The following is a 23,134-nucleotide window of genomic DNA, read 5'->3' as shown; positions in this document are numbered from 1 at the left end:
TTCTTCCTTTTACTTTTCTCGCCAATCCGCAACCCCTCCTCCCTAATCCCTCATCCACAATCTGCAATTTTTTCGTTAACTGCCACGCCGCAACTTAAGTGGTACGACCGTCTCTCCATGTCCTTTATGGGACTTTTCTGATTCAGGTGGTTTGGGGCGTTCTTTCAGATCGAGCCACAATCCTTCGGTGTAGGTGGACAAGACAATCGAAGTTTCAGTTCGCATCACGCCGTCGATTGAGCGAATGCGGCGAATCAGTTCTTCCAATGCGGAAGTGTTGTCGATCTTTACTTTCAATAAGACCGTGTGCTCTCCGGTTACATGGTGACATTCCTGCACCGCTTCCATGCGGTCGATTTCTCGTTCAAAATTCTTGATCAACTTCGGATGATCGATAAACACGCCAATGAAAGCGGTAATATCTTTTCCCAGCTTGCGGGAATCCAAGATCGCCGTGTAGCCGCGAATGATGCCACTCTCTTCGAGTTTCTTGATTCGGTCGGCTACTGACGGGGCAGAGAGCCCTACACGCTCACCAATCTTGGCTAACTGTAGGGTGCAGTCTTCCTGCAAAATCGACAAGATGTGACGATCGACGTTGTCGAGTTCCATAGCTCTCCCTAATTTCTTGAGGCGTAACCCCGAACCGGGCTAATAAATAGTTTATTGATACGCCTTTTGTCAAGATAATTTTCTGATTGTAAAGAAAAAAAGAGGGTAGAAACAAGGATGAATCGAGTTTTTTTAGGGCAAAAGGCAAAAAAGCAGTTAAAAAGATCGTTGTGAAGGCTTTTATCCTTCAACGATCGTAATTTCTAACCGTTTATTGAGCTTGCCTTTGCTCTTGTAGTCGACAATTTTAATGCCGCCGACTTCGCGCGTATTGGCGACGTGAGTGCCACCATCGGCCTGCAGGTCTAAGCCGACAATATCGACAACTCGTACCTGCTCGATTCCTTCGGGCAGCAGATTGATCTTGGTGCGAATCAGATCAGGAATAGCGAAGGCCTGTGCGCGAGGCAGAATGCTGACTTGAATGGGACGTGCGGCGGCTATTTCTTGATTCACTTTCTGTTCAATCTCTTCGACCAGTTCGCGACGCATACTCTCGAACTCGAAGTCCATACGTGCGCGTAACGGTTCCATGTTGCCACCGGTAACCTGTGCACCGTAGTTCCGCCAGATAACACCAGCGAGCATGTGAAGCGCGGTGTGGGTGCGCATCAGCGCATAGCGGCGGTCCCAGGTAATCGAGCCGGTCACGGTCGTTCCTACCGCTGGTGGTGTCCCCTCAACCTCATGCCAGATTTCGTCGCCATCTCTGCGAACATTGGTGACAGCCCACTGTTGGCCATCAGCGGACAGGGAACCATGATCGCAGGGCTGCCCTCCGCCGGTGGGGTAGAAGGCTGTCTGGTCAAGCGCGAGGCGATTTTCTTGCATAGCAGTGACACGTGCTGTGAACTCACGCAGATACGAGTCAGTTTGAAAGAGCCATGTGCTCATGCTGGTCTCCTTGCTGTGAATGTCCTCGGTCCCAGGCTCCGCCTGGGACCGCATTGGTGGCAGAGGTTGAGCCTCGTTCCCACGTCGTGCCCAGGCTCTGCCTGGGCACGAGAAGCCACCGTTTTTCGGAGGAATGACGTTCCCTTGGCTCCCTAGCGAACTTTCTTGACGTAGGAGCAAGCGGTGTCTGAAGTCACTTAAAGTGCGGTATCACTTCCCTGGCGAAGAGTGTGATCGACTGTCGTATTTTTTCTGGAGCAAACCCTGGCAAATACATGCCTAAGGCCAAATCGGTGACACGTGTCCCTTGTCGATAACTCTCAATCGCGCGGCGACAATCGTCTGGCGTGCCAATCACCGGGAAACCGCCCGGCACCCCGGGATCAATCTTCTGGAGATTGGCTAATGACGGCACTTCACCCATCGCGCGATCTTTGCGCAGATCGCCAGCTTCTTTCAACAAAGGAAAGGCAGTGGAGAAAATATAGGACAGATGTGGGCCAGCCTCTTCCCACGCTTGCTCCCGTGTCTTAGCGACATACATCCAGCGCAATTGTGTGAGTGAGAAATCCTGCGGATGACGACCGTGCTGAGTCAACGCACGATCATAGAACTGTTGCACTTCAAGCTCACCCGTACCCATGAGGTGATAGCCCAACCGTGCGGCGCGTTCTACTGCCTTTTTTCCACGCGCGCCGATCCACAACGGAGGGTGTGGTTGCTGCACTGGACGAGGAGTAAGGGTGACATCGCGCAGATGATAAAATTGCCCGTCAAACGAAAATTTCTTCTCTGTCCATGCACGTCGAATCACTTCCAGTCCTTCTTCCAACATCGCTTCACGCTGCTCACGAGGGATGCCAAAGCCGGTAAACTCTTTCACGCGATACCCTTTGCCAACTCCCAAATCGATGCGCCCATTGGAAAGGATGTCAACCGTAGCGGTATCCTCTGCCACCCGCAGTGCGTGTTGGAACGGCAAAATGAGAATGAATGTGCCGATGCGAATGCGACTGGTGCGCGTTGCGATACCAGCGGCTAATGGCAGCAGCGACGGCGACCAGCCATCATCATCGAAATGATGCTCTGTGAGCCAGATGGTGTCATAGCCTAATTCCTCAGCCAGCACAGTTTGTTCGATGTATTCGCGATAGAGTTCGGGATACGGCCGCGCCCATTGCAGCGGATTCTGAAACGGCATCATTAGGCCAAAGCGCATAGCAAACCCTCCTTTTGCGCCTCCCTTAAATCACAGTCGGAGTTGCTGTCAATGATGAATGATGACGTTCCACTACATCGAGGTTATTGATTTTCTTCGCAAAAAGACTCACTCACTGACACAAAATATATGGTGAACAAATGGAGAATAGGCCTTGTTCACACTCAAAATTACCGTTCCCGACGATCAACGTGATTCCTTCCTTCACCGGTTTCACAATTTTGGCGAAGAGGTCTACCATGAGCTACACGATTTGTGCTCGATCAGTATTGACGAGATCGACCACGCTACTAATCACTTCATGATTCGTAAGATCAAGCGCAAGGACCTTGGAAGAATTACCCAGACCGTACAACACCTCTTGGAGAAGCATTACTTTATAGCCAGGGCAACGATTAAGAAAGTGTGAACGTGACAACTCCCTCGACTTCGCGGAGTTCATCCTGAACGGAGTCGAAGGGCTCCATCGAGGCTATGCTACTTCTGCGGTCTATAGGCCTGAATGAGACGATTGGAGAGCTCAGGTTGTTCTTCAATGGCTTTGTGGATGCGATCTGCCAGGCCCGAGAAATCAAGGTCTTCTGAGCAGGTGATGATACCTGCATGCTCAGCCTGCGCAGCGTGGAGGTATTTAAAGTGTTTCCGATTGTGAGTCAAAACTGCTCTTTGCCCAGCCCGTGCCTCGGCAAGAACTGTTTCATCAGGTGTCCTGTGTCCAGCTTTACCTGCTTCGTGGATAGTGAGAACGTCGTGTCCTAACTCGCGCAGCTTCTCGACTACAGGAAGGGGAAAATTCTCATCCGCGTACAGTCGCGCCATGTCTACGCGGCCTCATTGTCGTGAATCTGCTGTTCGATTTCATCGCGGTGCGAGCGCACATATGCCCACGCATTCACCAAATCTTCTGCGCGCAACGACGGATACATGCGGAGAATGTCCGCATCCGTTGCTCCCAATCGTCGGTAGTTTTCTATGACCCACACGGGAATGCGCGTACGAACGATGCACGGATCTCCTCCACACACACCAGGGGTGCTTTCAATCCCAGGGAAGGTATCTCCTAAGTCTCGTACTATCCACTGGAGCAACTGTGCTTTCTCTGCCCGAGTCATGGAAGCAAGTAGCTTCTCAATCGTTTGAAGTTCCAGCATTGGTGTCTCCTCATCGCCATTGTACCCATTCAAAGCTGAGACCCTATAGGCTTCTGATTATGTTCGGTAGCGGAGTCGCTCGAATCGCGATCTTTCCTATAGTCCCCACTTCCGTTTTCCGCCCGACGCTTTACACTCTGCCTAACGTTATACGTGCTGAGGAACGCTACGCATGAACATTCGTGTGCAGAAACAAACGCCTGATAAACTTGCCTGTGATTTGCTGGTTGTGCCTATCACTCAAGGTGAACAGAAAGGAAACCTCGTCAACGCCCTCGATGCTGTATTGCATGGAGCGCTGAGTGAACAAATTGAACGAACGAAATTTGTCGGAAAAGAAGGGGAGACGCTAACGGCCTCGACGCATGGGCATCTGCCGAGCCCTACGTTATTGCTGCTTGGCCTCGGGAAAGCAGCGAGCATAGATGCTGAGACATGGCGGCGTGTCGCCGGTAAGGCGCAACGTGAGGCACGCAGTCAGGGTGTGAAACACCTTGCCTGGTTTTGTGATAAGTCGTTGCTCACTGAAACAAGTGGTGCCGCGATTGTTGAAGGCGCATTGTCATCCAGTTATACTTTCGACAAATACAAATCTGACAAGAACGATAAGCCGAAGCTTACTGCATTGACACTCGCGAGTACGGATCTCCAATCTCCGAAGGCGGTGGAAAAAGCAGTTGAGGTTGCGCAGACAGTCACTCCGGGCCTGTTTCTCGCACGTGACCTCACCAACGAGCCTGCTTCGGTTTCGACCCCACGTTATCTCGGCGATCAGGCGACGAAGCTGCTTAAAGGCCACGGCATTAAAGGTGAAGTGTGGGGCACGGCGAAAATCAAATCCGCGAAGATGGCAGGCTTGTTAGCCGTTGCGCAAGGAAGCATCGAAGAACCGCGCTTTATCAAGCTTGTCTACACTCCTGGTGGTAAACCAAAGAAAAAGGTTGCGCTGGTTGGGAAAGGGATCACTTTTGATTCTGGCGGATTGTCGCTTAAACCACCAGGATCAATGGAGACCATGAAACGCGATATGGCCGGTGGAGCGACAGTCATGGGCGTAATGAGTGTGATCGCTCAGCTCAAACCGCAAGTGCAGGTCACTGGATATGTGCCAGCAACAGAAAACATGCCGAGCGGTACCGCACAAAGACCAGGTGACATCATTCGCTACAGTAATGGCAAAACCGTTGAGGTGCTCAACACTGACGCTGAAGGGCGTCTCATTCTCGCCGATGCGTTGATCAACGCGGTGCAAGACAAACCGGATGTGATTATTGATTTAGCGACGCTGACTGGCGCGTGTGTGACTGCGCTCGGCACTCAAATCGCTGGGCTGTTTAGTAATAACGATGAATTGGCTGCTGCGCTCTTACAGTGCAGTCATGATGCTGGCGAACCGCTGTGGCGGTTACCGCTGGTCAAAGAGTATAAAGAAGATATCAAGAGTTCAGTGGCGGATATTAAAAACACTGGCGGTGGCAGTGCCGGTGCGATTGCCGCCGCACTGTTCCTACAAGAGTTCGTCAGTGATGTTCCGTGGGCGCACCTTGATATCGCTGGCCCGTCGTTCACCAGCAAAGACAATGGTTACACTCCTAAGGGCGCTACCGGTTTCGGGGTGCGGACATTGGTGCGTTATGTGATGGGCTTCTAACCTTGGCAACCCTGGCCACATTACAACGTCGGATTGTGAACTGCACTCAATGCGAGCGACTGATTTCCCATTGCCGACGAGTGGCCCAAGAAAAAGTCAAACGCTACCGCGACCAGGAGTATTGGGGCAAGCCGATTCCGAGCTTTGGTGATCCGCAAGCACAGTTGCTTATCATCGGTCTTGCTCCAGCGGCTCACGGAGGGAACAGAACGGGCCGTATCTTTACTGGTGACCGCAGCGGCGATTGGCTTTATGGTGCTCTCTATGATGCAGGTTTTGCCAGTCAGCCAACCTCGGTGCATAAAGATGATGGCTTGGTATTGAACGACTGTTACATCACCGCCGCGGTCCATTGTGCTCCGCCGGACAATAAGCCGACACCGGAAGAATTTGCCGCATGTCGACCATACCTGTTACAAGAACTGACGATACTGCGTCGGGTCCGTGTGGTGGTTGCGCTTGGTCAGATTGCCTTTGCTGCTTATCTAACCGCGCGTCGTGAATTAGGTTTTTCTCTTCCTGCGCCACTTCCGCGCTTTGGTCATGACGCCCATTTCATGCTCGATAACGTTCTTTTGATCGGCTCTTACCACCCCAGTCAGCAGAACACCTTTACTGGTCGTTTGACGCATGACATGTTTGCCGCAGTTTTTCAGCGAGCAAAAACGACTATTTCTTCGACCCTTTGCTAAGGTCTTGGCATAAAGAGTCGAAAATATTGTAAGATAGAAGGCGCGTGGGGGAATGAGGGATATCTTCCCGCCCGCAGGGATGCCCAATGAGTACACGAGTAGACGATAAGACGAGTGTCGTCCGTTCCCCATCTGGGGCTGGACCACGCGAAATTTCCAACAAATATGAAGTGCTGGGTCAACTTGGCCAGGGCGGGATGGGGACCGTCTACAAAGTTCGACACACGCACCTGAATAACATCCTCGCACTGAAAGTCCTCCAACCGGGTGTGTTGGAAGGCAGTGACATGGTCGCGCGCTTCTACCGTGAAGCGCGGGTCATGGCGCGACTTAGGCATCCCAATATCGCCCAAGTGCTCGATATCGATCGTGATGAAGCGCTCAACTTCTATTATTTCGTCATGGAGTATATCGAGGGACAAACGCTGCGACAGTATCTGCGCGATCGTAAAAGGTTGCCACCGACTGAGCTGTTGACCATCGCTCAGCAGGTCGCTGCTGCTTTAGCCTATGCCCATGCCCAAAATCCGCCGGTTATTCATCGTGACATCAAGCCCTCGAATATCATGATTGAAGATCGGACTAGTCGCGTGGTCGTCATGGATTTTGGCATCGCGAAGGAACTCGTCGAGGACAGTGAAGTGACTCGCACTGGGGCGATCATGGGGACCATGCAGTATTGTGCCCCTGAACAAATGCGTCATGAGGCGCTTGATGGTGCGACCGACATCTATGCCTTGGGCATGGTCATGTATGAGATGTATACAGGGGATCGCTTCTTTTCGGGGATGACGGAAACGGCGATCGTCGGCAAAGTTCTTTATGATCCCTTGGAGAATGCTCCTCATTTTCCCAGAGAAGCGCCTCCGTCGTTGAGTGCATTGATTACGAAAGCGATGGCGAAATCGCGCGAAATGCGCTACCAGAACATTGCCGAGTTTCTTCGCGATCTTGAAGCGTGTCACGCTGAATTACGAGACTTTGCAACTGTTGTTGCCCCCATTAAGTTGACACCGGAACGACAGGATCCTCCTACTGTCGTACGGCCACCAGCCACAAACCTCCCAGACGACCGAACTGTAGCGCATACCCCGCCAGGACCGCGGACCGCAACTTCACAGGGAGTTCCTTCACCTACGCAACCAATTCCTGCGAAAGGAGAAACCGTAGAGAAAACTCTCCCCCCGCCTCCAACAAGAAAGACTCCGACAACGTCCAGTACTCCTGTTGAAGTGACGATGGGGGTGGCTTCACCAGACGTGATCGAAGAAGTCGATCAAGATCGCTGGGCAATCGGTGAAACGGGTTCGTCACGAAAAGCTCCACCAAGAAGACAGGGCGCGACACCTACTGCCGCACCTCGACGCTGGAATCCAGTCCTATTGACCTTGCTCGGCCTTGCCCTTGTTGGAGGCCTGGCGTTCTTTCTCCGACCTTTCTTCATGACACCAGCGCCGCCATCACAACCGACCGTTGCTTCACCTGCGATGACTCGGGTCGAGCCCCAAGAGCCGAAGATCCGCGTGCTGGAGGGAGAGTCCGTGGCATTTGCGGCCCAGGCCGATGGCGCGGGACCGCTGAAATATGAATGGACTATCGATGGGCAAATGGCCTCACAATCTGAGAGTTGGACGTATAGTCCGGCAGTCGGAGATCGAAGTGAGGCGCCAAAAGATGTACGCCTGCAAGTGACCGACCGGCAAGGCCAAGCGGTCGAACGCCATTGGCAAGTGACGGTTACCTACATTAGTAAGCCACCGCAACTGCAAGCCTTTGCTCCGAAGAAGGGAACTGTTGAGGTTACCAGTGGAACCACGCAGCCGTTTCGTGTTGACGTTACTGATCCTGATCGTGGTGAAGTCCTGACCTATGTCTGGACGGTCAACGGCGAAGAAGCAGGAAAGAAAGCGACGCTGAATTGGAATGTCCCAGAGCCGGGGAGCTATCAAGTTCGTGCAGTGGTGACCGACCCGGCGGGATTGACTGTGACGAAAGACTGGCAGGTCAAGGTTGTTGCGGCGCCACTCCCACCGGTACCGACAGGGACTGCCGCAGGAACAGTCAATACGCCTCCTCAGATTACGAGATATAGCCCTGATGAAGCGTTGATCACGACCCAAGAAGGCCAGAGTCTTTCGTTCGCTGCAACGGTGAGTGACTCAAGCGAAGATCAGCTTACTTATGAATGGTCAGTCGACGGTAAGCGGGTAGCGCGCGGGTCGTCCACCGCGCAACCGACGCTCACGTGGAAAGCGAAAGGGGCAGGTAATCATGGCGTGCGCATCGTGGTCAGCGATCGTGCCGGATTAACCGCGATGCGTGAATGGCAGGTGGCCGTTGCTCCACCTGCATCCGCGACTCCTGATACAACGACTGTCACTCCTCCAGTGGCGGGCAATGCTCCACCGCAAATTACCTCGCGAACACCTGATGCGTCAGCACTCAAGACTTCTGCTGGTCAGACTTTAGCGTTTGAGGCGGCGGCGACAGATCCTGATGGAGATGCCCTGACCTATGAGTGGTTCGTCAACGGCAAAAAGACTGCACAAGGACCGAAGTTCTCTTTTGCGGCCAGCGAAAAAGGATCTCGTCGCATAGAACTACGAGTGACAGACGTACGAGGGATGAAAGAAAGCGCCCAATGGGACGTGGAAGTAGGGGCAGCACCGGAGGTTCCTCGGGTGGTGATGTATACCCCACATCAAAAGCGCTATTCGACGTATCCCCATTTGTCGCGTTTCTTTGGGATTCAGGTCGATGTCCCAGGTGATGCCGAACCTACCCTGGATTATGAATGGAAACTGGATGGCCGTGCGGTACGAGGAAACTCCTTTTTTGAATTCAAGGACCAGCCCGTTGGCACCCATGAGCTTGAGGTGACTGCGATTACGTCGTCTGGTGCACGTGTCGCTCACCGATGGACGGTTGAGGTGCGCAAGGATGAAAGTGACCGCCCAACGATTTGGTCGCCGCAGTTGGAAATTTCTGACCTGACGAATACCGTCAGTGCAGATAAGAAGCGGGTAGAGGTCACGGGAAAACTCCGCAACACTGATACCGAACGGGCGGCTGAGAACGTCATCGTGTGGGTGACTGCCGTGAATGGTCAAGGTGAAGAAATCTCGCGACGAATGACGCTCCCTTCTCCGCAACCTATCGAGCCGGGACGGACTTCGACGTTTCACGTACAGTTGAATAACCGTGATGATGCTGTCGATTTTCGGGTTCAGGTTGTGAGTAAGTAACCCGGTACCGAAGTAGTGAGTAGTCAGCATTCAGTAGTCAGTAGAGCGAAGAAGAATCGGCGAGTCAAAAAGTCCGTCTCCGATTCTCCCCGTCTTCGGCGCTCTGTTTCTCTTTTGATGCTACCTCCCAGACTCCTAGACCTCTTCACGCCATCAGCAGGGTGGTTGACGTGCGCCTGAATTCTTGCCCATAAGGGCAGCGCTGGGGAGCTCTGCTATACCCAGCCCGAGAAAGGGCGCGCAATGAAACCCCTCCTGGCAATAGTTGCAGGATTGCTCGGGACAGGCCTCCTCGCCTACCTCTGTGCCGCTGGTCACCGTAACGCAATCCAGCAGGATCTGACCGACCGCACAAAAGCTGCACTTGCGCAAAGCTCTGTGAGGGAGCTGTCTGTTGCGGTGGATGGTCGAGAATTGACGCTTCGTGGCGTTGTGCCGAGTGAGGAAGCAAAGCGCGAGGCTCAGAAGAGAGCGCAGAAGGTCTATGGTGTACGTACCGTCACCAATCTCCTCGAAATCCGAGTTCCGTCACCGCTCCTGCCTTCCTCACCGCCTCCGGTAGAAACATCACCTGTTGTACCTCCAGCCGCGTCTCGCACTATGCCTGCTCCGCAAGCGCCGAAATCTGCGCCTGAGCAAAGATCTCCTGCGCAGAAGTCGCCAGTGGTAACGCCATCCACACCAAAGCCCCCGGTGCAAAAAGCCCTAACAACATCACAACGCGAGCCGTTGCCGTCCAAGGGGGCGCCCTGTCAGAAAATGCTTGAGGCCGCGCTGCGGGATGGGCAGATACAATTTGAGTCCGGTAAAGCTGTCCTTCGACCTCAAAGCTATTCTGCTCTCGACCGCTTGGCAGGAGCAGCGAAAAAGTGCGCAGGGATAGACGTCGAAGTGAGCGGGCACACCGATTCCCGCGGCACTCGGTCGCTGAACATGAAGCTGAGTAAGGAGCGGGCACAAGCGGTCATTGCCTACCTGAGAAGAAAAGGTGTTCCGGCTCAACGTCTCACGGCCATTGCTCACGGTCCTTCCAAGCCGCTTGCCAGCAATACGACGGACGCTGGCATGCGACGGAACCGCCGTGCCGAAGTAACCATAAAGAACGTGCCACAGAGCGCTCGCTAGCCAGAAAGAAAGGAAGTGCGCAGTGTTCTATTTGATTCAACACCTATGGCTGTGCCTTATTCTTGCTGCCATTCTCGGAGCAGTCATCATGTGGTTGTTACGACATGCATTGATGACAGACAGAGTCAGTGAAGTACAGGCTGCCTGGCAACTGCGGTGGAATGGGCTTGAGCGAGAGCATTTACAGATAGCCAAAGAACTACAAGAGGCTTTGCGGCGAGCCTCGCTGGTGCCAGGACTTGAAACAGAACTCGCGAAGTTGCAGACCAATTACCAAACGCTTTCTGACCGTCATGTGGCGCTTGATGCCGATTGGAAACGTAAATGCGACACGTTGGAGAACGACTGGCGCGGAAAAGTGACCACCATAGAAAAAGAACGGACCGACCTGCAGCGGCAGCTTCAAGCCCAGGTACAAGAGCGCGATACGCTCAAGGTCAATCTTAATGAGTGTGGGCGACAACGGACAGCTCTCGAAGAGGAGGGGGTAACCGCCCAAGCTCAACTTGCCGACTGGGCGCGCCGCTTTGCTGCGTTGGAGCATGATGTTAGTAACGCTAAAGCACACGTAGTTACACTTACGAGTGAGCGGGACCGCTTACAGCAAGAGACTCGCACCGTTACGGAGCAGAGCCAAGCAGCGGAGGGCACTTTCCGACAGCGTGTCACAACGTTTGAACAAGAGTGCGAGCAGTTGAAGACGCAGTTGGCGAAAGCAACAGCGAGTGAGTCTGAATGGCGCGGGAAATGGCAAGAGAGTGAGGGAAAACACTCCGGTGCACAACAACAGATTGCTGGGCTGATGACGCGAGTTGAAGCAATGACGACGCTTGAAGCCAAATACAAAGCCGCAGAAGAACGTTTAGGGGGCGACATTGAGCGAATTGAGGGGATCGGTCCAGCTTTTGGTCAACGGCTTCGTGCCGCGGGTATTGCCTGGGTGGTGGATTTACTCGACCAGTGTTGCACTCCGGAGGGAAGAACGCAGGTCGCAGAGAAGACGAACTTTACCCCTCAGCAATTGCTGACCTGGGCGAACATGGCCGATCTACTGCGCCTTCCAGGAATGACTCCGGATTGGGCTGAACTTCTTCATGCTGCTGGTGTCGAGACGGTTAAAGAATTGAAGCAGCGCGTACCAGAGAATCTGCAGAAAAAAATGGCTGAGGTGAATGCTGCTGCAGAGCGGAGAATCTCACCTGCAGTGCCGGACGAGACGACTGTGCAGGGGTGGGTCGAACAGGCGAGGACGATGGAATATCGGATCACGCATTGAGCTAAGGTGAACGGGATGTCCGCTGAGCTGCTACAGGAACGTAGCCTGGATGAAACGAAGTAAAGTCCGGGAAACTGAACTACAACTTGTATTCTTCGGGATGAGATAGCCCAGGAATTTTATTCAATGGTCGTTAGAGCGAAGAGGCAGCTAGTTTGAGCTACGAGGTCCGTTGCCACTTGTGCCATTCCTTCACTGAGTGCTAGCCAGACCTCCTCGTCTTCTGGAGGTCTGATACTGACACGATAGGCATGGTCATGTCCAAGCCAAGGGGCAATGTGATACTGCCCTTCGACTCCTGGGGAACGACGCTCGAGTTTTCCAACGTGCTGCCTGAGCGCTGTTCGTTCGTCATCACTCATTTCACGATTGCTATCTACGGAAAAATCGCGTTGATCACTTCGTCGATTGCTCGCTGTGAGTCGACATCATCGGTCAACGAGCGGGATACGGCGACAGAGCACGCACGGCGTGCCGGTACGCCGCGATGAATCAGTTGACCAGCATAAATCAGTAACCGGGTGCTGACCCCTTCTTCTAACCCGCTCGCTTTCAAGTAGCGGACTTTCTCACCGAGGCGTGCGAGGTCGAGAGCGATATCAAGCTCAAGGCCGCTTTCATGGGAAATGACCTGTGCCTCTTTGTCGCGTGGCGGATAGGTAAACTCAATCGTGACAAAACGCTGCCGTGTCGAATGTTTCAGATCTTTCAAAATGCTCTGATACCCTGGGTTGTACGAGATGACGAGCAAGAAATCTGAGTGCGCTTCGAGAATCTCGCCTTTCTTGTCGATTGGGAGAATGCGTCGATGATCGGTCAGCGGGTGAATCAAAACGATGGTGTCTTTCCGTGCTTCGACCACTTCATCCAGATAACACACGGTACCAAGACGTGCGGCTTGCGTGAGTGGTCCGTCGATCCACACGGTATCGTCGCCTTTGATCAAATAGCGACCAACCAAGTCACTTCCGGTGAGATCTTCATGGCAAGCCACAGTGATAATGTTGCCTGGCACCGCATCTTTTCCGGCGGCCCCGCGTTCCATGCTGATCGTGTGGGCCATAAATTCGACAAAACGAGTTTTGCCACAGCCGGTCGGGCCTTTGAGGAGCACCGGCAACCGACAGGCATAGGCGGCGCGGAAAATGTCGATCTCGTCACCGATTGAGAGGTAATATGGCGCTTCAGTTGTCTGCTGAACTTGGCTCATGAGTTCAAAGTCTCCATCACTTGTTGAGAATCGAGGTCGATCAGCTCAATCTTTCCAGCGGCGCTGACCCCGGCGGCTTCGCGTGCTTCAAGGATTTTTGTTTGCAATCGACCTACCAGTCCGGCGCGAACTTGCGGAGGCATACCTGACATGGGGAAATTCTGCAACAGTACTCGTGCTTCTGTGGCGGACGTCCATTCGATGCGGTTAATGCGTTCGCCCATAATGTTCGCCCCACGGAGAACTTTCTCGACGGCCTGTTGAAAGGGGGACAACGACGGGTCAACCTGTACCGTCGCAACTTGTGCTGGTGGCGGGGGTGTTGGTGGTGCTTGCGCGACGGACGGTGACACCGGAGCGCTGATCTGCGCTAAGAACTGATCGATGCGGTCACGCACAGCTTGATCGGTCGTTAGACTCTTTGCCTTATTGAGCGCCTCAAGTGACTTTCCTTTCTCGCCTTTCTCGTTGTAGGCGACGCCAAGGTTGAAATACGCCTGGAAAAAATCCGGGTTCTTGGCAATGACTGTCTGATACTCGCCGATCGCTTGATCGAAACTGTTGCTGTAGAGGTACATAGTGCCGAGATCGGTGCGGACACCTGAATCATCGGGCTTCTGGGTAAGGTAGCGTTTGTAGTAATCGATAGCTTTGGCGTGTTCTTCGAAGTCGTAATGAATGTTTCCAACCCCTTTGAGAGCATCGGGATCATCAGGGGCAAGTTCAAGTACGTGTTTGAACGATTCGAGTGCCGCACTACGATAGCTTGCTTCGATTTGTGAAGCTCGGAATTGCATCTCTGCCAGTGATTTCCACGTGCTCAGGTCTTTGGGCTTCTCTTTTGCCTGATCGGCAAATTCAGCGATGCGTTTGCGAACCTCCTCTGGGAGAGTTACTGGTGGATGGTTCTGTGGTAGATCTTGTTTGCCGCCAACCGCAGGTCCGCTCGCAGAAGCTCCGACAGTGGGGAACGGTTGGGTACGCAACACACCAAACCATAAGCCAGTACCAATCAGCAAATACGACGCGAGCACCGTGAGTCCTGGAAGCTGAGTGCGCCAGGATGCGGAGGTCGCCGTCTGAGTAGCCGATGCCATTTTGCCTGAACCGGAGAGCGCCGTACCACAGGATGCGCAGAAGCGGGCGTCAGGAACAGTTTTCGCTCCACATTGTGAACAAAAGCGTGCAGTCATGGCGAAATACCTAGCAGCAATCCGTCAGAGGGGCTAGGTCGGGGGGAGGAAATGTAACTGCGTCATACGTAAGACGTAAAAAAAGGGGGAATCAATATGACATTTTCCATATCTTTCCCGTTGACACTACCGAAGCGAGATGCTTAAGGTGCTCGCGGTCGCGTTTGTTTGGAGGATGTTATGGCAAAAAAAGATGCTGCACGTGAGTCTCAATTAGCGGAAGGGAAAAAGCTGCTTGACCAATGGGGTGTGAACCTTGCCGGGGTACAGTCTCAAAGTACAAGCCTGGTATCCCTGACTGAGCGTGTAGGGCAACATCCGGCGGCAGATCTGGCACTTGCAGCACTCCTTGGTGATTATCCGACACCAGAAGCCGCGCAAACTCTCGTGTCATGGGAAGAAAAAACGCAGGATAAACATGCCCGGCGCGAAATTCATCGATCTTTATATAAATTGTCACAAAAAGGGATCAAGCCCGAACGAGCTGTAGAGCAAGTGGCTGCGCGTCCTATTCTCGCGCCAGTGGAACCGGAAGGATATGCCTCGCCCATTGATGGCCGTGGAGATCGCTTAGTGTGGCTGGTGAAGCTGAAGGTTGGCGGTGGGCTGAACTATCTCGCCGCGGTGATTAACGAACCGGATGGCATGCAACATGTCGAAAGCGCAGAGCTCACGCGCAAAGGCTTTCGTGACATGCGTGAGGACATGAACACACGGTTTGGTTTTACGATGGTCGCATTGCCGTGGCGTTATTGTGATTTCCTCATGCACGAGGGCTACGAACGGGCAAAAGGCCGTGGCCTCCCTGTGGTTGAAGGATACCCAGCCCATCGTTCGCATGTATTGTCGACTCCTGCCCAACCAGCAGAACTGCCTCTTCCTTCCAGCATTGAACGGGAAGCGGTGACAAGCGATCCTGAGTTGCTCGCTACGTCGTTACAACTGTTCCAAGAACCCGAAATGCAACGGTGGTTTCTTGATCATGAACGTGCTCACCACTACACCGATCAGATTGCGCAGGCGCAAGAGAGTCCGCTAATTCTGAATCGCTATCAGCAGCAAGATCGGATGCAAACGGTGATCGATAAGGCGATCAGTGAGATCTTTTCTGGCGTCCAAGGCGGAGCGTATGCTCGCCGGCTCGAAGAGACCGCAGTCTATTTTGCGGCGACCGACCGACCTGAAGCAGCGAAACGTGCGTTGGCAGTGGCGTTAGCGATGAAAGCGAACGACTATAGTGGGAAAGGGATTCCCTTCTGTGAAGGCTTGGTGCGCCAGAGTCTTGCTATGCATATGCATGAAGAGAAACAACAGGAACAAGAGCAGGCGCAAGGTTCATTGATCATGAAACCTGCAGAGTTCGCTGCGCGCATGCGCTCGGTGCAACAGCATCGTCATGGAATGCGGTAAAATGCTTTCAGCTTTCAGGAATCAACTTTTAGGAAAGGTTGTGGAGCTGCTAAACGTAAGGGGGCTTCTGTTGTGCTCGTTATGTTTGTAAAGCTGATAGCTGACTGCGAATGGCTGTTTTGGAGGGATCTATGTCTCGCCCTTCCCCTGAACGTATCACCCCAATGTCGTCGCTCAATTCTGGAACTGTCATCTCCTGCCCTGATTGTGGAATGGGGCTGTACATGCTGACTAAAAAAGTGACACGCGAAGGCACGTTTGAGGGTTCCGTAAAAGCGTTGGTCGGCGTGCCGGACTATGCGCGTGGTTCGCTGCCCAAGCGTTGTCCGCACTGTAAAACTGGTGAGTGGTGGTATCCTCCAGGGACAGTCCATACGCTCCAGCATGGGTGGGTTGCGTAAATCTGTTGAAACCGTACTGCGTGAGAGAAAAGGAGGCCCTATGCCGATTTCAGGCTTCCATGTCCATGTCTACTTTGATCCGGCGACACGGAACACTGCCTTGGAGGTGCGTGACGGCTTAGCCGAACGCTTCGATGTGGAACTGGGACGTATTCACGAAAAACCGCTCGGCCCTCATCCGAAATCGATGTATCAAGTGAAGTTTGCACCGAGTGAGTTCGGCGCGTTAGTCCAGTGGTTGATGATTCATCACCAAGGGTTAGATGCGCTCATTCACCCGGAGACTGGCGATGATGTTGCTGATCACACTGTAAACGCGTTGTGGCTTGGCGAGAAGCTTGAATTGAACATTGAGTTTTTACGAAAATTTGCAGCAAAAGTGAAAGAAGGAGGAAAGGCAGCATGAGGCGAACATTCAATTGGCGGCGATTATCCGTGATGGGCATCGCCAGTGTAGTGTTGTTCTCTACAACAGTGGTCCAGGCTGACGATCATGAGAAAAAAGCTGGAGCCCTACTCGATGCCTCTCTCGCATCGGGATCAGCTTCGGCGCTTCTACAAGTTGCCATTGCTGGCAGTCATCGTGTAGCGGCGGATAAAGCGCGTGATAAATATCGTCACCCGCTCGAAACGCTCAGTTTCTTTGGTGTCAAAGACAACATGACGGTCGTTGAAGTCTGGCCGGGACGTGGTGGCTGGTACACCGATATTCTTGCGCCGTTCCTGAAAGAGCGTGGCACCTATTACGCTGCAGGTTTTGATCCAGACTCGAGTGTGGAATTCATGCGTAATGGCGCGAAGAGTTATAAAGAAAAGCTGGCTGGCAATGCCGCCGTTTTTGGCAGTGTCAAAGAGACTGTTCTATCGTCTCCCACTCTCGTCGACATTGCTCCAGCAGGCTCGGCGGACATGGTGTTGACGTTTCGCAACGTACATAACTGGATGGCTAACGACCAAGCCGCCAACGTCTTCACCGTGATGTTCAAAGCGTTAAAGCCAGGTGGCATTCTTGGCGTAGTTGAGCATCGTGGCAATCCAGCGACGCCGCAAGACCCTAAGGCTGCCTCTGGCTATGTGAATGAAGACGTCGTGATCAAAATGGCCGAGGCGGCTGGATTCAAGCTCGAAGGGAAATCCGAGATCAACGCCAACCCCAAAGACACCAAAGATTATCCGCAGGGTGTATGGACATTGTCCCCTGTGCTGCGCTTAAAAGAGGTTGACAAGGAGAAGTATCTCGCGATCGGCGAGAGCGACCGCATGACGTTGAAGTTTGTGAAGCCGACGAAATAATTCGTGATCCGTAATTCGTAAAGAAAAGGAGAAGGGGGGTGGTTACGTTTTACGCATTACGTTTTACGGTTTTCAAAAAATAGCCCAACACTAAGAAGGAGGATATCCTATGGCAAGTCCACAATTACAAATGGCCCTGGATGCGTTCAAGATGATGGGTGAGCAAATGGCGAAGGCCGGGAATGATCTCAAAGCGTTACGTGGAGTCATGGAGGGGGCATCTGTTTTCCCCTCGGCTGGAGAAACAAAGTGCACTCCCGTCAGTGCTGGTGGCGTGCCGGCTGAATGGATTGCCGGTCCTGGCGCGGCTGATGACCGCGTGATTCTGTATGTGCACGGTGGTGGGTATGTCATGGGGTCGATCAACACTCACCGTGAGGTGGTAGCACGTTTGTCGAAAGCCTCGGGCGCACGTGGCTTGGCGTTAGAGTACCGTCTCGCTCCAGAACATCCGTTTCCAGCCCCGGTCGAAGATGCCACCGCCGCGTATCGGTGGTTGCTGTCGCAAAACATCAAACCCTCCAACATTGTCGTGGCTGGTGACTCGGCTGGTGGAGGACTAACCGTCGCAACGCTTCTCGCCATCCGCGATGCGAAGTTGCCGCTTCCTGCGGCGGGTGTGTGCATTTCGCCGTGGGTAGATATGGAAGGCACTGGCGAGTCGATGAAAACGCGTGCGAAGGCTGATCCGGTCGTACAAAAGGAAGGCCTGCTTGGCATGGCACAACTCTACCTGGGTGGCAAAGACCCGAAATCACCACTCGCAGCGCCGTTGCACGCGGACCTCAAAGGACTGCCACCACTATTGATTCAAGTGGGTGACGCAGAAACGTTGCTTGATGATTCCACGCGTCTGGCTGACAAAGCCAAGAAAGCTGGCGTGAAAGTCGAGTTAGAAGTGTGGCCCGAAATGCCGCATGTGTGGCATCTGTTCGCGCCGTTCCTACCTGAAGGGCAACAAGCGATCGAGAAGATCGGTAAGTACGTGCGGCAGATTACCGCGTAACATGCAGAGTGAGAGAACGGGTGAATGGGTGAATGGGCGAATGGGCGACCCAGGATGGTAGGGTGGTCTCCGGTTCGCCCTATCGCTGATTCGCCGTTTCGTTTTCCCTATCGGCTGAGCGGCCGATGTCCCCACATACTCCCTGACGTGTGATGTTGCACCTGCCAGGTGCTGTCATCGACCACACGTCCGCCCCACCCATATTCGACTTCAAAGCCGGACGGTGAGCGCATATAGAACGACATCATGTGATCGTTCGTATGTCGACCGAGCCCGCGACTGATCGCGATCCCCTGGTCTTGGCAGAGGTAAAACGTCGAGCCGACATCATCCAGCGATTGGGCTTGTAACATGAGGTGATTCAGTCGGCGTTGTGGGTTCGGCGCGCCGTAGAACGCAATCGTGTGGTGCCGTGGGTTACAGTGGAAGAAGGCGAGATGTAGCTTTTCGCCACTGGGACGGACGACATGCACATAGTCACTAATGCGCATGCCGAGGACATCCCGATAGAAATGGACGCTCTGTTCGAGGTTATCCATCGTGACCACCATGTGGCCTAAGCCTTGATTGCCAGTAACAAAGCCAGAGATTTGGCGCGGTGAGTGAAATGGAGAGTTATAGGCCATTAAAGGGCCGTAGAAGACTTCTGATGGGTTTCCACTCGGGTCTTTGAAGCAACTCAGATCCACCACGCGCCGCGCCGCTGCTTCTTCAGGGGTGCCTTTGCGTACTTCGACACCTGCGGCTTTGAGTTGTTCAGCCATCCCTTTCAGCGCGTGTTCGTCGGTCACCTCCCAACCGAAATACGCAGCGTCATCTTTTCCGGTCGGATGAATGAGAAACCGATGGTGATATTCATCCATGCGGAGGAGCAGGGTGCCGTCGTTTTCTCGTTGGGCGACTTGCAGCCCTAATGTTTGTGTGGCGAATTGCTCCCACGCGTTAATATCGCTGACGCTAATGCCGAGATAGCCAAACTGTGTAACCCGTTCCATACGATCCTCCTTCGCGAGTATTGGGGTATGTCGCGCACTCTAGCATGGTGGAACGGGAGGCTAAAGGCTACAGGCTTAAGGGCAGTGGTTCAGTTTGATACGTGGATGTGTCTTGGTAGGGGCGGTAATGTGGCCGCCCAGGAAAAAGGCACCCACACGGGGGTGCCCCTACAAACCAAACTCAAACTGAACCACTACTGGCTTGAGGCTTAAGGGAAGAGGGTAAAGACAAAGTTTGGAAGGTAAAAAGAAACAAAGCTACAGGCTGCAAGCGTGAGGACGTTTTCTACTCTTCTCTGTAGCCTATAGTCTGAAGCCTATAGCCTTTCTAGAAAATCTGATCTTGCGAAAACTGATACAACGGCGGTGGAGTTTGCAGTGGAGCAGCTACTTCGACCGGCTTGAGCCAGCCGCTTTGTTCTGCTTTTTCGTAGAAGGTTGTTACCGAATGGCCTGCCAACGCGACAAACGGAATCACGATCAGCCGTTCGTTGCCAATCGGTTTCACGAACCACTCGTGTCCTTGATCAATCAGGTAGTTATGGGCAGTGAGCATATCTTGAATCGATTCATACTGAGCCGCTTTGATGTTCATTGTCGTCAGTCCCCCAGGTAAATGCTGAGGCCTATCAGCATCCGTCATGCCAGAGGCTCGCCATAACAATTTCCTCTCTAACTCTCCGGAAAAAAACACCTTTCTCCCGCTCTTTCTTGGAGACTGCGGAAGAGGGTTTTCCGCGATGAATATAGAAATAACGGGGTGGCATTTTTTGCCACAGTATTATGCCGCTCGCCGCGCAACGATGTTCAACCGTACGTAATCGATCAAAGGTTGCCCTGCGCGACGGATGATTGCGTCGGAGACTGCCTCAGCCAACGGACGATGTTGGTCTGGCGGAAGACGCAGTAGATGCTGACCAAGGACGATGGTTTGCAGATAATCAGCGAGGTGCTCACGTGAAGTGAGTACAGTTGGCTCTGGGTTCAGCCAGGTATGAATGCCGGTGCATCCGACACGCTCCAGCCGTGTTTTCGTTTCCTCAGGCGTTGCATACAGCCACGGACCAGCCCAGCCGGAGAATGCTGCTGCATAGCTTGGTGCATGTGTTATCTCAGCAATCGCTGCCATCACTCCAGCAATGTTGGTGGCTCCGCCGCATTGCGCGACGAGTTGGCCACCAGGCTTTAAGATCTTGGCGAGCTGTGCGAATAACTTGTCGTGATCTTTGATCCAGTGGAAGGTTGCGGTTGAGAGAATCGCGTCGATCGGTTCTGGTGGAGTGAACGTCGTCAAATCGCCAACGTACAATGTCACCCGTGGTTCTTTGGCAAAGCGTTCTTTAGCTTGTTCGATCATCTGCGAAGAAAAGTCGACCCCAATCACTTTGCCACGTGGCAGTTTGGCCAGTAGTTGCTCAGTCACACGGCCAGTCCCGCAGCCACCGTCCATGACGGTTTCATCACCATTGAGTTGTAATCGTTCCAATACCTGCCCACCCCAACGGGTCATCGGGTCGGCTAAGCGTTCATATTCACCAGCGTTCCATTCGTGTGACATTGAGTGCCTCGCAGTCCGGCCAATTCTGTAGCTTTCCTATCTGGAAGTGTATACTTGCACCAGCCCATGTCTTTTGGGGGTTAGGGGTTGGTTACGAACCTTGGTAGGGTAGGCATTGCCCACCATAAAATTGGGGTCTTGAAATAAAGGGGCAGTATGAAGGGGAGAGATATCAAGGAGTACTACGTTTTTCTTGCCTCGCCTGGGGACGTGAGTACTGAGCGTCAAATCGTCAAGCAATTCTTTACTGAGTACGAGACAGGTCTTGTAAACCGCGGTCGTCCGGAGCGTTTTCGGGTTATCGATTGGGAAAACTACCACGGGGAGATCAATTTGATGCAACGAGGTGTAATAGTGAAGAGTCCGGACTAAAGGATACTTCACCTGTGGGTATCTTTTTAACCGGCGCATCTCCATACGGCTGTCTGGATATGAGCGGGAATGTGTGGGAGTGGTGTGAGGACTGGTTTGATGAACACTGTTACCAATACCAACAAGGGCCAGAGCGAAACTTGCGAGGGCCAGAGTCTGGTGAATATAGAGTTGTGCGCGGCGGCTCGTGGGCTAACGAAGCCAGGAACGTACGCGTAGCCAACCGCAACAGGAACGAGCCAGGCAACAGGAACGACAACATTGGATTTCGCTGTGCCCAATAGTTTCCTCTTACAGAGGCAAAAACCTCTGGCTGCGATGCCGCACGCTCTACGGACGGGCGGACCAGTACCGGAAACTACACCCCTGTGTTCTGGCTTGGTAGCTCTCCACGAGGGCGAAGAGCCGAAAAGTCGGTCAACATCCCGGCCTGTGGTAGCGCAAGCGACGCCGGTCGGGGCGTATAAATTGTAGATCAGTTGACCCACTTCCGGTTTTCTCGGTTGTGACGTTGTGAATGTGGGTCCCTTCTCCCTCAGGGAGAAGGTCAGGATGAGGGGAAGAAAGTGTTGTATTCCTTAAGTTTCTCCCTACGCTCGATCATGAAATCCTCAAGCACCAGTTGCGGCGAACTGTGAAAGATCCGCAGGTTCTCAGGTTCTATGGTTGGGCGATTGCATCATTAATTAGTGGTCACTAAGTTATTCACTCTCTGTTTTTCAATAGGTTAAAGGACTTGAGATGGAGCAAACGGCGGAATTTCTGGGCGCGCGGCGTCAGGCGCCCGTGCCGGATCCGGCGGACGGTGGCCGCGTTGTGGGCCATCACCGCCATCAGGAGTTGCACCCGCGCGCCGTGCGCGCCTTTGTAGCGCAGGTGTCCGGCCCCCCGACTCAGCAGGCTGGCGATCATACTCTCGACCACCGGCCGACTGTAGCCGGCTGCGTAGGCGAGCTGCACTTGGCGGGGCGTGCGGGTGCGGTGCAAGTCAGCCGTGGTCAGCGCGGCGTCGATGATCTCAGGCGAGGGCGTCGGCGTGAGCGGCTCCACCGTGTGGGGAATCCCAACCGTGAGGATGTCGCGGCGGTGCAGCTGCTCCCGCAGCGCGGTGTCGTTGACGGCCAGGTCTCCTGCCAGCGAATGGATGGCCGGGGCCGGGCGCGTGGTGACCTTGGCACACGCGGTCTGGGCCTGGTCGACCAAAGGCTCGACATAGCTGACATCACTGGGATTACCCACGGGCAGCCGCGCGGCAAAGATAAACCCCGTCGCGGGCTCACCGAGAATCCCGGGCTTGCGCCCAAACTGGGTGGGACAGTTACTCTTGCCTTTGCAAATCGGGGCAAGGGTGGGATCGTAGGCATTGACAATTTTACCCTGTGTCAACGGCTTGCCGTGCGTCAGCCGCCGCGATTGGCGGACAATCTGTTGATGGGCCTCCAGCGCGAGCGTCAAGGTGACGTCCCAGCGGGCCTGCTGGTCCTCGGTCAGCTCGGGCGCGGTTTGCACCTGCGCCTGGGCGGCCTGGGCCAACGTTGCTACGGACGCGCCGGTCCTCAGCAAGTGCGTTTCGGTCTGCCGCACCAAATGCACAAACACTTTGCCCTGCCCGCGACACTGCCGTCCAAAGCGGCGCATCAGCTTGGCCAACGCCTGGAGCTGCTCCTGGGCCTGCGTCTTCAGCGCGGTGCCCTGGGGGGTACACCACGGGGAACGCGCTTAGAGTCTTGTAAAAAGAAGGGGTTAGGATAGAGAGGGCAGCACGGGTGTCCGGGAAAAAGGAGGAGGAGGTATGCCTGCGCTCACGTGTGCCCTGGTGGAAAAGCTGGAG

General features: G+C 53.8%; 23 protein-coding genes. 11 read left to right on the top strand and 12 right to left on the bottom strand.

Features of this window, described 5'->3' with window-relative positions; translation table 11 throughout:
* Positions 1–75 precede the first annotated feature (75 nt).
* The 3 genes from FJ147_04235 to FJ147_04225 form a co-directional block, all read right to left on the bottom strand.
* Positions 76–612: an Lrp/AsnC family transcriptional regulator gene (locus FJ147_04235; protein ID MBM4255088.1), complete on the bottom strand. Its 537-nt coding sequence runs from the start codon at positions 610–612 to the stop codon at positions 76–78.
* 180 nt (positions 613–792) lie between these two features.
* Positions 793–1,506, bottom strand: coding sequence for an alanyl-tRNA editing protein (locus FJ147_04230; GenBank protein ID MBM4255087.1), 714 nt, complete (start codon positions 1,504–1,506; stop codon positions 793–795).
* 193 nt (positions 1,507–1,699) lie between these two features.
* The gene (locus tag FJ147_04225; protein ID MBM4255086.1) at positions 1,700–2,725 is read right to left on the bottom strand and encodes an LLM class flavin-dependent oxidoreductase; all 1,026 of its coding nucleotides are present in this window, start codon (positions 2,723–2,725) and stop codon (positions 1,700–1,702) included.
* Between the two features lie 154 nt (positions 2,726–2,879).
* On the opposite strand from FJ147_04225, the gene FJ147_04220 reads away from it, so the two are divergent.
* Positions 2,880–3,134 carry a hypothetical protein gene (locus tag FJ147_04220; GenBank protein ID MBM4255085.1) on the top strand — a complete coding sequence of 85 codons (255 nt, stop codon included), beginning with the start codon at positions 2,880–2,882 and terminating at the stop codon, positions 3,132–3,134.
* A gap of 68 nt (positions 3,135–3,202) precedes the next feature.
* Here FJ147_04220 and FJ147_04215 read toward each other — a convergent pair whose 3' ends face one another.
* Both FJ147_04215 and FJ147_04210 read right to left on the bottom strand, forming a co-directional pair.
* Positions 3,203–3,544: a hypothetical protein gene (locus FJ147_04215; GenBank protein ID MBM4255084.1), complete on the bottom strand. Its 342-nt coding sequence runs from the start codon at positions 3,542–3,544 to the stop codon at positions 3,203–3,205.
* 2 nt (positions 3,545–3,546) lie between these two features.
* Positions 3,547–3,876: a DUF433 domain-containing protein gene (locus FJ147_04210; protein MBM4255083.1), complete on the bottom strand. Its 330-nt coding sequence runs from the start codon at positions 3,874–3,876 to the stop codon at positions 3,547–3,549.
* Between the two features lie 172 nt (positions 3,877–4,048).
* On the opposite strand from FJ147_04210, the gene FJ147_04205 reads away from it, so the two are divergent.
* From FJ147_04205 to FJ147_04185, 5 genes are all read left to right on the top strand, one after another.
* On the top strand, positions 4,049–5,527 hold the full coding sequence (locus FJ147_04205; GenBank protein MBM4255082.1) for a leucyl aminopeptidase: 1,479 nt from the start codon (positions 4,049–4,051) through the stop codon (positions 5,525–5,527).
* 2 nt (positions 5,528–5,529) lie between these two features.
* Positions 5,530–6,219 (top strand): uracil-DNA glycosylase, encoded by a 690-nt coding sequence (locus FJ147_04200; protein MBM4255081.1) that lies wholly within the window; start codon positions 5,530–5,532, stop codon positions 6,217–6,219.
* A gap of 86 nt (positions 6,220–6,305) precedes the next feature.
* A complete protein-coding gene (locus tag FJ147_04195; protein MBM4255080.1) occupies positions 6,306–9,464 on the top strand; it encodes a hypothetical protein in 3,159 nt (1,052 codons plus the stop codon).
* Between the two features lie 243 nt (positions 9,465–9,707).
* Positions 9,708–10,589: a BON domain-containing protein gene (locus FJ147_04190; protein ID MBM4255079.1), complete on the top strand. Its 882-nt coding sequence runs from the start codon at positions 9,708–9,710 to the stop codon at positions 10,587–10,589.
* Between the two features lie 22 nt (positions 10,590–10,611).
* A complete protein-coding gene (locus FJ147_04185) occupies positions 10,612–11,865 on the top strand; it encodes a DUF4332 domain-containing protein (protein MBM4255078.1) in 1,254 nt (417 codons plus the stop codon).
* 119 nt (positions 11,866–11,984) lie between these two features.
* Here the strand turns inward: FJ147_04185 and FJ147_04180 are convergent, their stop codons facing one another.
* The 3 genes from FJ147_04180 to FJ147_04170 are packed head-to-tail and all read right to left on the bottom strand — an operon-like array spanning position 11,985 to position 14,268.
* Positions 11,985–12,227: a hypothetical protein gene (locus tag FJ147_04180; GenBank protein ID MBM4255077.1), complete on the bottom strand. Its 243-nt coding sequence runs from the start codon at positions 12,225–12,227 to the stop codon at positions 11,985–11,987.
* A gap of 14 nt (positions 12,228–12,241) precedes the next feature.
* Positions 12,242–13,075, bottom strand: coding sequence for a CbbQ/NirQ/NorQ/GpvN family protein (locus tag FJ147_04175; GenBank protein ID MBM4255076.1), 834 nt, complete (start codon positions 13,073–13,075; stop codon positions 12,242–12,244).
* Positions 13,072–14,268 (bottom strand): tetratricopeptide repeat protein, encoded by a 1,197-nt coding sequence (locus tag FJ147_04170; protein ID MBM4255075.1) that lies wholly within the window; start codon positions 14,266–14,268, stop codon positions 13,072–13,074. Before FJ147_04170 ends, FJ147_04175 begins: the two co-directional genes overlap by 4 nt.
* Positions 14,269–14,448: 180 nt before the next feature.
* On the opposite strand from FJ147_04170, the gene FJ147_04165 reads away from it, so the two are divergent.
* The 4 genes from FJ147_04165 (at position 14,449) to FJ147_04150 (ending at position 18,378) form a co-directional block, all read left to right on the top strand.
* Positions 14,449–15,678 carry a hypothetical protein gene (locus FJ147_04165; GenBank protein ID MBM4255074.1) on the top strand — a complete coding sequence of 410 codons (1,230 nt, stop codon included), beginning with the start codon at positions 14,449–14,451 and terminating at the stop codon, positions 15,676–15,678.
* 441 nt (positions 15,679–16,119) lie between these two features.
* Positions 16,120–16,485: a 4,5-dioxygenase gene (locus FJ147_04160; protein MBM4255073.1), complete on the top strand. Its 366-nt coding sequence runs from the start codon at positions 16,120–16,122 to the stop codon at positions 16,483–16,485.
* A 68-nt stretch (positions 16,486–16,553) separates the two neighbouring features.
* Entirely contained in the window at positions 16,554–17,372 is an 819-nt protein-coding gene (locus FJ147_04155) for a class I SAM-dependent methyltransferase (GenBank protein MBM4255072.1), read from the top strand.
* A gap of 130 nt (positions 17,373–17,502) precedes the next feature.
* A complete protein-coding gene (locus tag FJ147_04150; GenBank protein ID MBM4255071.1) occupies positions 17,503–18,378 on the top strand; it encodes an alpha/beta hydrolase in 876 nt (291 codons plus the stop codon).
* Positions 18,379–18,485: 107 nt separating this feature from the next.
* Here the strand turns inward: FJ147_04150 and bphC are convergent, their stop codons facing one another.
* The 3 genes from bphC to FJ147_04135 all read right to left on the bottom strand — a co-directional run bounded on the left by bphC (position 18,486) and on the right by FJ147_04135 (position 20,931).
* The gene (gene bphC / locus FJ147_04145) at positions 18,486–19,373 is read right to left on the bottom strand and encodes a biphenyl-2,3-diol 1,2-dioxygenase (GenBank protein ID MBM4255070.1); all 888 of its coding nucleotides are present in this window, start codon (positions 19,371–19,373) and stop codon (positions 18,486–18,488) included.
* Positions 19,374–19,701: 328 nt separating this feature from the next.
* Positions 19,702–19,968, bottom strand: a complete 267-nt coding sequence (locus FJ147_04140) for a hypothetical protein (protein ID MBM4255069.1) — start codon at positions 19,966–19,968, stop codon at positions 19,702–19,704.
* 186 nt (positions 19,969–20,154) lie between these two features.
* Positions 20,155–20,931 (bottom strand): methyltransferase domain-containing protein, encoded by a 777-nt coding sequence (locus FJ147_04135; GenBank protein MBM4255068.1) that lies wholly within the window; start codon positions 20,929–20,931, stop codon positions 20,155–20,157.
* Positions 20,932–21,236: 305 nt separating this feature from the next.
* Here FJ147_04135 and FJ147_04130 point away from each other — a divergent pair, with 305 nt between their 5' ends.
* Positions 21,237–21,587 carry a formylglycine-generating enzyme family protein gene (locus tag FJ147_04130; GenBank protein ID MBM4255067.1) on the top strand — a complete coding sequence of 117 codons (351 nt, stop codon included), beginning with the start codon at positions 21,237–21,239 and terminating at the stop codon, positions 21,585–21,587.
* Positions 21,588–22,008: 421 nt separating this feature from the next.
* On the opposite strand, the gene FJ147_04125 is transcribed toward FJ147_04130, so the two are convergent.
* Positions 22,009–22,953, bottom strand: coding sequence for a transposase (locus FJ147_04125; protein MBM4255066.1), 945 nt, complete (start codon positions 22,951–22,953; stop codon positions 22,009–22,011).
* Positions 22,954–23,134: the final 181 nt, after the last annotated feature.

This window comes from Deltaproteobacteria bacterium, from assembly GCA_016874775.1.
Classification (GTDB): domain Bacteria; phylum Desulfobacterota; class Binatia; order Bin18; family Bin18; genus VGTJ01.
Note: the sequence above shows the minus strand (reverse complement) of the source record. Positions and strands in the feature narration are given on the sequence as shown.

Bases quoted from the DNA above. Each gene is read 5' to 3' on its own strand.
- FJ147_04235 (MBM4255088.1), bottom strand. From the start codon at position 612: ATGGAACTCGACAACGTCGATCGTCACATCTTGTCGATTTTGCAGGAA.
- FJ147_04230 (MBM4255087.1), bottom strand. From the start codon at position 1,506: ATGAGCACATGGCTCTTTCAAACTGACTCGTATCTGCGTGAGTTCACA.
- FJ147_04225 (MBM4255086.1), bottom strand. From the start codon at position 2,725: ATGCGCTTTGGCCTAATGATGCCGTTTCAGAATCCGCTGCAATGGGCG.
- FJ147_04215 (MBM4255084.1), bottom strand. From the start codon at position 3,544: ATGGCGCGACTGTACGCGGATGAGAATTTTCCCCTTCCTGTAGTCGAG.
- FJ147_04210 (MBM4255083.1), bottom strand. From the start codon at position 3,876: ATGCTGGAACTTCAAACGATTGAGAAGCTACTTGCTTCCATGACTCGG.
- FJ147_04205 (MBM4255082.1), top strand. From the start codon at position 4,049: ATGAACATTCGTGTGCAGAAACAAACGCCTGATAAACTTGCCTGTGAT.
- FJ147_04195 (MBM4255080.1), top strand. From the start codon at position 6,306: ATGAGTACACGAGTAGACGATAAGACGAGTGTCGTCCGTTCCCCATCT.
- FJ147_04190 (MBM4255079.1), top strand. From the start codon at position 9,708: ATGAAACCCCTCCTGGCAATAGTTGCAGGATTGCTCGGGACAGGCCTC.
- FJ147_04180 (MBM4255077.1), bottom strand. From the start codon at position 12,227: ATGAGTGATGACGAACGAACAGCGCTCAGGCAGCACGTTGGAAAACTC.
- FJ147_04175 (MBM4255076.1), bottom strand. From the start codon at position 13,075: ATGAGCCAAGTTCAGCAGACAACTGAAGCGCCATATTACCTCTCAATC.
- FJ147_04170 (MBM4255075.1), bottom strand. From the start codon at position 14,268: ATGACTGCACGCTTTTGTTCACAATGTGGAGCGAAAACTGTTCCTGAC.
- FJ147_04165 (MBM4255074.1), top strand. From the start codon at position 14,449: ATGGCAAAAAAAGATGCTGCACGTGAGTCTCAATTAGCGGAAGGGAAA.
- FJ147_04160 (MBM4255073.1), top strand. From the start codon at position 16,120: ATGCCGATTTCAGGCTTCCATGTCCATGTCTACTTTGATCCGGCGACA.
- FJ147_04150 (MBM4255071.1), top strand. From the start codon at position 17,503: ATGGCCCTGGATGCGTTCAAGATGATGGGTGAGCAAATGGCGAAGGCC.
- bphC (MBM4255070.1), bottom strand. From the start codon at position 19,373: ATGGAACGGGTTACACAGTTTGGCTATCTCGGCATTAGCGTCAGCGAT.
- FJ147_04140 (MBM4255069.1), bottom strand. From the start codon at position 19,968: ATGAACATCAAAGCGGCTCAGTATGAATCGATTCAAGATATGCTCACT.
- FJ147_04135 (MBM4255068.1), bottom strand. From the start codon at position 20,931: ATGTCACACGAATGGAACGCTGGTGAATATGAACGCTTAGCCGACCCG.